This window comes from Chryseobacillus diguaensis (assembly GCF_049220665.1).
Classification (GTDB): domain Bacteria; phylum Bacillota; class Bacilli; order Bacillales; family Bacillaceae; genus Metabacillus_B.
On the sequence record NZ_JBMKNV010000016.1, the window covers coordinates 58,630 to 69,440 of the forward strand.

The 10,811-nt window shown below is 36.4% G+C and carries 13 protein-coding genes and 1 pseudogene; 9 read left to right on the forward strand and 5 right to left on the reverse strand.

Features of this window, described 5'->3' with window-relative positions; genetic code table 11:
* Window positions 1-51 precede the first annotated feature (51 nt).
* The 5 genes from ACOT8F_RS18620 to ACOT8F_RS18640 all read left to right on the forward strand — a co-directional run bounded on the left by ACOT8F_RS18620 (window position 52) and on the right by ACOT8F_RS18640 (window position 3,142).
* Window positions 52-390, forward strand: a complete 339-nt coding sequence (locus tag ACOT8F_RS18620; RefSeq protein WP_421653442.1) for an aldo/keto reductase — start codon at window positions 52-54, stop codon at window positions 388-390.
* 96 nt (window positions 391-486) lie between these two features.
* On the forward strand, window positions 487-696 hold the full coding sequence (locus tag ACOT8F_RS18625; RefSeq protein WP_421653443.1) for a hypothetical protein: 210 nt from the start codon (window positions 487-489) through the stop codon (window positions 694-696).
* A gap of 174 nt (window positions 697-870) precedes the next feature.
* Window positions 871-1,182, forward strand: coding sequence for a hypothetical protein (locus ACOT8F_RS18630; RefSeq protein ID WP_421653444.1), 312 nt, complete (start codon window positions 871-873; stop codon window positions 1,180-1,182).
* A gap of 424 nt (window positions 1,183-1,606) precedes the next feature.
* A complete protein-coding gene (locus ACOT8F_RS18635) occupies window positions 1,607-2,563 on the forward strand; it encodes a S8 family peptidase (protein WP_421653445.1) in 957 nt (318 codons plus the stop codon).
* A 447-nt stretch (window positions 2,564-3,010) separates the two neighbouring features.
* A complete protein-coding gene (locus ACOT8F_RS18640; protein ID WP_421653446.1) occupies window positions 3,011-3,142 on the forward strand; it encodes a DUF4023 domain-containing protein in 132 nt (43 codons plus the stop codon).
* A 546-nt stretch (window positions 3,143-3,688) separates the two neighbouring features.
* Here ACOT8F_RS18640 and ACOT8F_RS18645 read toward each other — a convergent pair.
* Window positions 3,689-4,237, reverse strand: coding sequence for a helix-turn-helix domain-containing protein (locus tag ACOT8F_RS18645; protein ID WP_421653447.1), 549 nt, complete (start codon window positions 4,235-4,237; stop codon window positions 3,689-3,691).
* A 139-nt stretch (window positions 4,238-4,376) separates the two neighbouring features.
* Between ACOT8F_RS18645 and ACOT8F_RS18650 the strand changes: the two genes are divergently transcribed.
* Window positions 4,377-5,081 carry an AzlC family ABC transporter permease gene (locus tag ACOT8F_RS18650; RefSeq protein WP_421653448.1) on the forward strand — a complete coding sequence of 235 codons (705 nt, stop codon included), beginning with the start codon at window positions 4,377-4,379 and terminating at the stop codon, window positions 5,079-5,081.
* Window positions 5,078-5,410: a branched-chain amino acid transporter permease gene (locus ACOT8F_RS18655; RefSeq protein ID WP_421653449.1), complete on the forward strand. Its 333-nt coding sequence runs from the start codon at window positions 5,078-5,080 to the stop codon at window positions 5,408-5,410. The genes ACOT8F_RS18650 and ACOT8F_RS18655 overlap by 4 nt, the downstream gene beginning before the upstream one ends.
* A 139-nt stretch (window positions 5,411-5,549) precedes the next feature.
* Here the strand turns inward: ACOT8F_RS18655 and ACOT8F_RS18660 are convergent, their stop codons facing one another.
* Window positions 5,550-6,011, reverse strand: coding sequence for a hypothetical protein (locus ACOT8F_RS18660; RefSeq protein WP_421653450.1), 462 nt, complete (start codon window positions 6,009-6,011; stop codon window positions 5,550-5,552).
* Between the two features lie 129 nt (window positions 6,012-6,140).
* Window positions 6,141-6,299 (reverse strand): annotated as a pseudogene (locus ACOT8F_RS18665) (GNAT family N-acetyltransferase); the annotation flags it as partial.
* A 179-nt stretch (window positions 6,300-6,478) separates the two neighbouring features.
* Here ACOT8F_RS18665 and ACOT8F_RS18670 point away from each other — a divergent pair.
* Window positions 6,479-7,042 (forward strand): YdeI/OmpD-associated family protein, encoded by a 564-nt coding sequence (locus tag ACOT8F_RS18670; protein ID WP_489672237.1) that lies wholly within the window; start codon window positions 6,479-6,481, stop codon window positions 7,040-7,042.
* An 833-nt stretch (window positions 7,043-7,875) separates the two neighbouring features.
* Here the strand turns inward: ACOT8F_RS18670 and ACOT8F_RS18675 are convergent.
* A complete protein-coding gene (locus tag ACOT8F_RS18675) occupies window positions 7,876-8,097 on the reverse strand; it encodes a spore germination protein (protein WP_421653452.1) in 222 nt (73 codons plus the stop codon).
* 509 nt (window positions 8,098-8,606) lie between these two features.
* Window positions 8,607-8,702, reverse strand: coding sequence for a YjcZ family sporulation protein (locus ACOT8F_RS18680; RefSeq protein WP_421653453.1), 96 nt, complete (start codon window positions 8,700-8,702; stop codon window positions 8,607-8,609).
* A 1,012-nt stretch (window positions 8,703-9,714) separates the two neighbouring features.
* On the opposite strand from ACOT8F_RS18680, the gene ACOT8F_RS18685 reads away from it, so the two are divergent.
* The gene (locus ACOT8F_RS18685) at window positions 9,715-10,611 is read left to right on the forward strand and encodes an RCC1 domain-containing protein (protein ID WP_421653454.1); all 897 of its coding nucleotides are present in this window, start codon (window positions 9,715-9,717) and stop codon (window positions 10,609-10,611) included.
* Window positions 10,612-10,811: the final 200 nt, after the last annotated feature.

The following is a 10,811-nucleotide window of genomic DNA, read 5'->3' on the forward strand; positions in this document are numbered from 1 at the left end:
ATTACCATTGTTCGATAATCGTATAACAATAAAACATCAGAGATGATTTAATTGAAAAAATCTTTCATTAAGAATACAAATATGGAAATTACTAAAATAGGTATAGGAACAAATGGAGTAGGCGGACATAATCTGTTTGTTAATCTAGATGAAAATCAAGGTGTAAAACTAGTGCATGAAGCGATCAATCAAGGAATAACATTAATTGATACAGCAAATGTGTACGGTTTTGGAAGATCAGAAGAACTAGTGGGACAAGCCATTAAAGGGCATCGGCATAACCTTCAAATCGCTACAAAAGGAGCCGAACAACCGCTGGAAGATGGCACTGCAAAAATCACAAACAAACCCGAATTTATACGTGCAGCTCTCGAAAAAATCTTAAAATGAAAACCAATACACTTACTAATATAGGCATATATCTATTCCTCTTGGAATATGGACACATACACTATTTTTGAATTCAATTTGAGGAGGAGATATAAAATGGAAAGACAATTCTATGGAAGCGGTATGGGTTATGGAGGTTATCCAGGTTACGGTATGGGATATGGAGGTCATCCAGGTTATGGTATGGGATATGGAGGTCATCCAGGTTACGGCATGGGATATGGAGGTTATCCTTACCATCACCATCATGGATACCATCACGGTTGCGGATGTTATCCGATTCATCACCACGGGTACTGTTGCTAACTTACAAAATGGATTAACCCTTGGAGAGATGTCTTCAGGGGTTTTAAATTGTTTTAAAAGGAATGAAGCTTTATATGCATTTGTTTATTAGGCTCCAAGCAAACGGTTGTCTCATCTGACGGAACTAGCCTTGAAATTGATGGGTTAAATCGGAAGCAAGGTTCAGATCCGCGGTTGCGAAGGTCAGGCGGAGACACGCCTACAGAACTGCCAAAACACGATTTTATTTGCACGGATGAAAGTGAATTAATCCAGTTTACTTCTTTATATGGAGAGTCAGCCGATACCGGAGAGGGAGCGGAAGCTGTTTTAGACGCTGCTGGAAAAGTAATCCAGGTCCGTGGGAGCAGAGGAGGAACGATTCCAAAAAAAGGTTCAGTATTGGATGGAACAGGTGACTTGGCTTCAATAACATGCCAAAGTAGGAATGAAAAATTGGTTATTGTTGCTGACAATGGCAGCAGATGCAGGTCTAAAAGAGCTTAAGAAAATTAGATCAGAGCGAGGGTATTAACTCGGTCTGTTTTTTTGTCTATCAAAGTTTTACGGACGGCGCTTCAATATGATTAAAAACGTTATTCGAATCACTAGGTTAATAGGTTTATTTTCAACACTCAAAGATGGCATTATCATGATAAAGAATTTTTTCACAAGCGAATTTAACACCGTTCGAAAAATTGAACGGTGTTTTACGTGTTTCGTAATAAAAATAGACAAAGACGTATAACAAAAGCTCGTCACTCTTCATAGGATATAAAAAGAAGTTTTCAATAAGAGTGGCTCTCTTCAAGGATTCATAGAATGTCAGTTGAAACAATTTTGCTGTTTTGGACAGTTGTCCTCCACTTATAAATTGAAGTGGGGGTATTACCGCTGGTAAATGCCGGATAAACTAAGGGAGATGATAGATGTGTCAAATTTTAAACTAATCCCTTTCGATGTAGAAGGAATTAGAGAAAACATTTTTGAGATTCCTTCAGGAATAAGACTGATTGGGGCACCATCTTTTTGGGATGAAGGGTTCAAGGGAGAAAATATTGTGGTAGCTGTCTTAGACACAGGCTGCCAATTTAACCATCCTGATTTAAAAGGGCAAATTATTGGCGGATACAATTTTACAAAAGACTATTTTGGTTTTCCTGCTATTTTTCTAGATAATAATGGCCATGGGACTCATGTTTGCGGAACGATTGCAGCAAGAGAGAATGGTGCGGGTGTAGTAGGTGTTGCCCCAAAAGCAAAATTGCTTGTTTTAAAAGTATTAAAGGGTTCAGGAGAAGGCACGATTGAGAGTATTACTTCCGCTATTAAATATGCTACTAGATGGCGGGGGCCAAAGGGAGAAAAAGTAAGAGTTATTTCCATGTCACTAGGCGGACCGAATGATGATTCTTCCTTACATTCTGCTATAAAAAATGCAGTACAAAATAATATTATTGTCGTATGCGCTGCGGGAAACGAGGGGGATGGAAATTCAGGAACCAATGAGTACAGCTATCCAGGAGCTTATCCAGAAGTAGTAGAAGTGGGCTCTGTTAATTTGCAACAGCGGCTCTCAAAGTTTAGTAATTCAAATAGTGAAGTGGATTTATTAGCCCCAGGCGAAGAAATTTTATCCACTTATCCTAAAAATCAATATGCTAAATTATCAGGTACTTCAATGGCTGCACCCCATGTATCAGGAGCTCTTGCTCTGCTCATAGAAAAAAGTGAGAAAAAACTTAATCGTCCCTTAACTGAGCCGGAGATTTTTGAACAGCTGACAAAATATACAATTTCCTTAGGGTATCCAAAGACCGATGAAGGTAATGGAATGTTGAAGCTGCAGATTGAACCTTTCGAAAAAATATTAAGATACTTTATTTAAAACTGCTATTAAAATATGAGTAGTGTATTTTACAAGACCAAGGCTGCGGGAATTTATCATCATTTAAAGCCGATAGATAAAATGTTTTTCACTTTTACTTTTTCTCTTTTTTTAATAGACTTTTTTTTCGCAGAGATTGTTGTTTGCTTTTATCCCGCATTTAGACTAGCATCGGGGCATTTTTTCTTAAAGTTTTTACCCTGCCAATGGTTTCGAGACCTAAATATAGGGTCATGAGCAACCTGAATGAGTCAACAGCTTTCTTTTTTGAAATCAACATGTTACTGGTACGTCAGTATGTTTATCAAAAAGATAAATTAAAGACTGACTTTCAATGCAGATTTAAAACGTTAATATTGTACCCGAATGTCCTAAGTTAGACTATGAATATTTTTACTATGAGTTGGAAAAAGTAACAAAGTAACTATATTCTAGGAGGGTGTATCAGTGGAAAGCACAAATGATTTTGTTGAAAAATTGCACGAAAACCAGGAGAAAACTGAGAAAAATAAAAAGCATCAGGGTGATGGTAATCCGCATTACAAGTTGCCAAACAAAAAGCACACTACGAATAAGTAACATTTAGGTATTAATTCAGTAAAAGAAAGGCCGTCACAAGACGGTCTTTTTTTCAACACCAAAAAGATCTGATCTGATTCCAAAGTTAAAAGAAGGCTCTATAATATTTGTTGGGGTTGATCACAATAGCAAAATCATTTCATTGGATGGGGATAACTATGAACCTAGTAAGAAGCTTGAGACATGGCAAGTCCAGCTAAATAATGTAATCAGACGTTGGTATGGATCGGATAGAAAAGCTGGATGGATTTATCTCTTAAGCTTGGTATTAAAAACGGGTTGATAATGTTTTGTTTATTCAATTATCGGGCGCGATTCTCCAGTAAGAATTGTGCTCTTTCTTTATGTTAAGGGCCAGATTCTTGAATAACAGCTTTAAGCAGAATTCGGAAATTACATATAGATGTTTTCACAGTATACATAAGATAGGTTATTTCCATATCAACTATAATTAAAATTTTGGAGTGCCCACTGGCACTTTACGGGCAGCGTAAGTGTCATAGTGGGTCGGGTATTTTAAAAAAGTATCAAAAAAATTTTTTCCGTTTAAGGGTAATAGTTTATTACAACGAATGTTAGTAAATAATCTTGCTGATTACTATAAGTATGATGCACAGAAGAATCAAAATAAATTGAATCCCCTTCTAAAAGGATATACTCTTTCCCTTTAGTATTTAAAATTAATTCCCCGCTAGTAACATAAATATATTCCTGCGATTTTTCCGAATGCCCAATAGATTCATTTGATGAATGAGGATCTAATTCGACACGAAACATTTCGAAGTTTCGTGTAGGGCTACTTTTAAAATAACAAAATACTCGATAATTAGCAGCCTCATTCATTTGTTCTGTACATTCAGATTTTCTTACAATTACAGCATTATTAGGAGCCTCGTCAATTAGTTTTGTATAAGGAACTTTAAGTCCATTAGCAATTTTCCAAATGGTATTTATTGTAGGGTTGGTTTCCCCTTTTTCAATTTGTGAAAGCATAACTTTGCTTACACTACATAAGTCAGATAATTGGCCTAAGCTCAAATTTCTATCGGTCCTTAGTTTTTTAAGATTTTTAGCAATAATATCGTTTAGCACCATTAAATATCCTTTCTACTCTTGACAATTATATTTAACAATCGTAAATTATATATTACAATTGTTAACTATAATGTTCGATCGTACTTTATATTTTACGTATTAAATAATTGAAAATCAAGTATTGATGGGAGTCTATACTATGAATAAAATGAATGCGCTAAAAACTGCTATGCCTTATACAATTCCAATTTGTACAGGTTTTTTAGCTTTAGGAATAGCTTATGGTATTTACATGAATAATAATGGATTTTCATTCATTTACCCTATGCTTATGAGTCTAACAATTTTTGCAGGATCAATGGAATTGGTTACTGTAAATTTATTATTGTCTTCGTTTAATCCTATGTATGCCTTTCTATTGTCATTAATGGTAAATGCCAGGCATTTATTTTATGGAATTTCCATGCTCGAAAAATACAAAAATGCAGGAAAGAAAAAATGGTATTTAATCTTTGGTATGTGTGATGAATCTTTTTCTATTAATAGTTCTATAATGCTTCCTAAAGGTGTAGACAAAGGGTGGTTTATGTTTTTTGTTACATTATTAAACCATTTCTATTGGGTAGCTGGTGCTACTTTGGGTGGAATACTTGGAAATTATATTAAATTTAATACTAAAGGAATTGAATTTGTTTTAACAGCGTTATTTGTAGTCATTTTCCTAAGCCAGTGGAAATATTCAAAAAATCATTTATCATCTTGTATTGGAATAATTTCCTCGACCATTTGCTTATTTATTTTTGGATCAAGCAATTTTATGATTCCTGCAATGATTCTTATACTACTAAGTTTAACAGTACTAAAAAATAACTTCGAAAGTAAAGAGGTAGTGAGACGACTATGACTTTAGAACAAAGTATCATTACAATTATTATGGTTATTTTAGGCACCGTCATGACAAGGATTTTACCTTTTATCATTTTCCCAGCAAGCAAAACACCACCAAGCTACATTAAATATTTAGGAAAAGTATTGCCTCCTGCCATTATAGGCTTATTAGTAATATATAGTTTGAAGGACATGTCCTTTTTTTCCGGTTCTCATGGATTACCAGAAATACTTGCAATCCTATGTATAGTCCTTCTTTATATATGGATGAGAAATACTCTAGCGTGTATAGTCATTGGTACAATAATTTATATGGTTTTAGTACAATTTGTTTTTGTGACTTAATTAGGGATAATTTATATTGGATTAGGATTGAAAGTAGCGACTCCGAATCATTAAAGTTTGCTTCTTCAACGGCTGCTTTTTCTTAAATACAGTCTTTGAAATGCTCTTCCGCAATAGAGGGGGACAGGAAAAGTGCTTTTTAGCTGCTCCCCTTTTTTATTAGCCGTCTTACAAACCACACTTGTATGAATAGGATCCCGTATAAGAATGGATAGGATATAGCTGAGTGCCACCATGTCCATCCATTGTGGAAGTATTCATATCCTGCGATATAAAAGGAATACTCCAATGCAGATGAGAATACAGACCAGGCCAGGATATAAGCAACCTTGGCTGTCCATTTTCGTTCAAAAGGATACCAGCTAAGCAAGAGAATGGTAGCTGCTGGATAAATACCTAGGATAATGAGGTTAGTGGGCCAGTCAATAACTTTTGGTTCAAAAAATCCATACCAGTCCAATTTGTCTGTCCATCTGTCTACAAACTCTGCTGTGAAGAGGCCCCAGAAAATAGAAGCATAATATACAATGGGCTGTAATTTCTTTTTAGCTAATAGGGCTACAGTATTAAAGATCAAAACGGAAACATAAAGATACCACATAAGCTCCCTCACTTATTGCTTTATATTGTATAGATTGTCTATGTGGCATATTTTTAATCATTATAGGTTAGCATTTTGCTTTTTTAACTAAAGCTCCCGAAGAAGCGCTTATTTTTCTCACTTCTCTACCTAACACGAATCGCTGACCTTGATTCTCCAAATCATATGATCAAACCATTCGTCCCAATAATCCTTTAATAAGTAATCAGGTTCTCCAAATTTCTTTTTCCAGATTTTTTGTGCACTAATATATCCACTATCTAAACAAAATTCCTCTATTCCTCTATTAAAGGGCGCGATTATCTAAAAATGATCGCGTCTATTTCGAGTTTTGGCTCAGTTGAATAAGGAATAAAGGTATTGAATTTTCCGTTGTCGAATACTTTAATCATTGGCATAGAGTTCGAATTGAGTTAATTAAATGAAACAGCTTAGGAGATGAATGAAGTGGTAAAGAAATCGAGTGAATCCTCTATTCAGTCTTTGAAGACCAAGAATCATGGGAGAATTGGCTTGAGGAGAATCATGATAGTTCATCGGGAATCAGGTTGCAAATTGCGAAAAAGCAATCTGGATTAGTTTCTTTATCCTATCAAGAAGCGTTAGAGGTTGCTTTATGTTACGGATGGATTGATAGCAAGAAGGAAACCTTTGATGAAAAGACTTGGCTTCAACGATTTACACCACGAGGGGTTAAGAGCATCTGGTCAAAAGTGAATAAAGAAAAAGCAGAACTCTTAATCAAAAATAATAGAATGAAGCCTTCAGGAATGAAGGCAATTGAAATTGCCAAACAAAACGGTCAATGGGATGGGGCTTATGAGCCGCAGAGCAGTGCCGCCATACCAGAGGTTTTTGAAATCGAACTTAATAAGAATTCTATAGCAAAAGCATTTTTTGAAACCCTTGATAGACGGAATCGATATACAATATTGTTTAGAATAAAGAGTGCCAAGAAACAAGAAACTCGAATGAAACGAATTCAACAATTCATAATGATGCTTGAAAAAGGTGAAAAAATTTATCAGTAGATAATAATTTATTTTGCCAACATCGTATAACCCTGATATGGCAGACGGGAAACGTGGAAGGTCATTGATAACTGGGGTTGAACAAATCAGTATACGACCTATAGGAGGCAAGGGACTTTATTTTCCTGTTTGATTGTTAAGCTTCGAGGGCTTTAGCTGAAGAAGAAGTGCTAATGTAAGTTGATTATAAATATGTCGTTATTCCATTATCAGGTGCACTTCTTGAGTATGTGCGTCTTTTTGTATTGGTTTATTGATGGAGGTAGAATCTCAAACAAAATTGAATACTAATGGTACCGCTAATATGAGGAGTACGAGCTTATGAAGTACTTATTATGAAGAATTTCTTTAAGACGCAGGCATCGGGAGAGAAATTGAGTGCATTTATAAAGACGAAAATGATTATATTGGCTGCGGAAGAGGCAAAATGACGTTTTGGAAGTCCAATGACTCTGCATGTGAACTCACGGGAGAAAATAAAGGAGTGGATAAAAAAGTAAATCAGGTGGACAAACCCGCCATTACCGATCACGGCATATACATATGTTTGCCACAGCAAAGAATCATTTTCTTATAGAAGTAACGGGGCAGGATTGTGTAATAAGGTTTATGAATTATAGTGGTAAAAATCAACAAGGAATGATTGTTTAAAAAATTTATAGCGGTGTTTATATGCAAGACAACAAAGAAACTCCTGAACAAAAAAGAGAGAGATTGGTCCATTCTTTTACTACTTTTTCGTAACTAGCTTGAAGCCTTTTTGCAACCATTTAATTTTATACTATTTTTTTAATGTATCATAGCAATGCCAATTTATTCAGCATGAGAGCCTATTAAGAATTTCCTCCAATATTCTGGTCTGAAAGATCTTGGTCAATCTGGTTAGTCGCACTGATTCCGTTATTCAAAACCCAAAAATCCCCAACATTCGCTCCACCTGAGCCTGATGCAGTTTTTGTGGTTGTCTTAGGAGAAATGTAAAACGTGTCACCAAAATTCACCACGGCGCCAGTGTGTACTGAATTAATTTTTATGGGTCCAACAATTGCAGGCAAGGTCTACAACATCCTTTCTTACTATGACAAATTTGGAAAGAGCAAAAGAATTCTATGGTAAAACTTTATGTTTAAAAGAAATACAGCGTCCTGATTTTGATTTTCCGGGTGCATGGTATGAACTAGAGGGACATGACATCAACTTCACTTGATAGTTATCCCTCTTCACAGACGATTCGTAAGTAAAGCCTATACTGGAGAGAAGGACACTTTGCCCTTAGAGTCGGGAACTACTATGTGACACTCTTAATGGTTAAAACAGAATGAAGTTGAAATCCTTGAAAAACCAGTCAGAAAAAGTGTATTTGTACTGTGCCGACCCAGATGGTAATTTGATTGAACTAAATGTTAATCAATAAGATTTATAAATAAGGCAAAGATAAAGGCTGCCATTACTGGCTCTTTTCTTATTAAAAAAGAGAGATGAAAGTCCATCTCTCTATACGCTTCATTTGACGCATTATGTGCATTGTCACATGAAAGATTGTTGTTTTAGCTTTTGTGTCATTTTAGTATCCAGACCAAGATGCACCAACAATAATTAAAAGGATGAAAAGAACCACGACTAAAGCGAAACCACGACCACGACCATATTCTTCGCCCATAATGTATCACCTCCTTTATTCAGAGGATTAGTACACATTATGTCAATACGCTTTATAATGAACTGGACATCCATGGAAATATATATAAAAGATAGCTACCTTTCTGAGAATGCTATAATCTTATAAAAAAAAGGAGTGTTTTGGATGGCTGGCTTTCCAAAAGTACAGGAAATATTGCTTGATGAAAATATATTAATGAACCAGAGTTTGCTGAAATAATCTCTGCATTATACAAGGGAGATTGTTTTATCTATGCAATTATTCCTGACTTGGAAGAGGAGTTATATAATGAACTTTCAAACCAATTCACCCAAATTTCAGATATTACATTGCCACGCACTTTCCCCAGAACAATAGGGTATTTAGGTTATGTAAGAGACACACGAAAACAATGTATATATGAATTTTATACAAGTATGGGGTAAACAGTTTAGCTAACGGAATCTAGTTCCACGTGTGCGACTTCTACCCCGACTACCGATATGATAAGACCATATAAAAAAAGGTCAACCAAAAAAAACTGGCTAACCTTATATTACGAACGGGTGCAAGAATTGAACAATGATGGATTATTTCAGCAGTCCATTTTTCCTGAGAAGTATGGGACTTAATCGATATTGATTATTTTTTTAAAGTGTTTACAAAAACAGCAATTGCAAAAGAATTTAGAGAAACCTTAATGATTGAAAAAGAAAATCCTGTTTACCAATATGTTTTAGAATGCAGGCAGAAGTCAATGCACTTTCCGAGTCGGAAGTGTTTTTTTACGTATTGTTAAGTGACAAAAAAGTTGTTTAATTTACAATAAAGTAGTTTAAAAAATAATAAAGTTTTATAAAAATGCGAGTCATTCTATTCAACAATTGGGCCATTTAATGGAATAAGCTAAAAGGACAGTTAGATATAGTTCCTTTATCACGAAACCATACAGTTGCTTACATTTAACAAGCAACAAGTTACTTATATTCTTGACAGGTAACTACAGGGTTGCTGATATTCAAGGAGGTAAAACATGGATTACATTTCACCGAAAGAAGCTGCGTTACAGGTGAAACGGTGGCCTAAAGATACCATAGCGGCGGGTCGTCGTCATACCGTTGGTCTTAAATCTGACGGAACGGTGACTGCTGTGGGTGATAATAAATATGGCCAATGTAATGTAAGCGGTTGGCTCGATATTGTGGCGGTAGCGTCGGGTAATGTTCATATGGCGACGAACACGGGTAATGCTCATACAATCGGTCTTAAATCAGACGGTACTGTGGCGGCTGTGGGTTGGAATAAGCATGGCCAATGCGATATAAACGACTGGTGCGATATTGTAGCGGTTGCGGCGGGTTGGTGTCGTACCATTGGGCTTAAATCGGATGGTTCGGTGGTAGCTGTGGGCCGAAATAATGAAGATGAATGCAATGTAAGCGGCTGGCATGATATTGTGGCGGTCGCGGCGGGTGACTGGCATACCATCGGTCTTAAAGTGGACGGCACGGTGACGGGTGTGGGTAATAATAGGTACCGCCAATGCAATGTAAGCGACTGGCGCGACATAGTTGGGGTTGCGGCGGGTTATCTTCATACTGTTGGGCTTAAATCGGATGGCACGGCGGTTGCTGTGGGTCAAAATAAGGTAGGCCAATGCGATGTGAGCGTCTGGCACGATATTGTGGCGATAGCGGTTGGTAGTAGTCATACCATCGGTCTTAAATCGGACGGTACTGTGACGGCTGTGGGCTGGAATGAGTATGGTCAATGCAATGTAAGTGACTGGTGCGATATTGTAGCAGTTGCGGCGGGTTGCGCTCATACCATCGGCCTTAAATCGGACGGCACGGTGATTGCTGTGGGTGATAATGAATATGGTCAATGCGATGTAAGCGGCTGGGGCGGTACCCAACTACCCGGCAATTAATTTTTAATAACACAGCCAGAGAATCGCTGAACTAGTTAATGAGTATTGCTTCAGAAATAAGGCTATTCCATCCATTATACCAGCTAATATAAGTCAACACTTTTTAAGTAATAATACCAGATTAAAGATGTTATAATAAAAACATGCATGACAAAGAAACTTCAATAATGTCATTTGAAGTTTTTGTAAGTGATGTAATT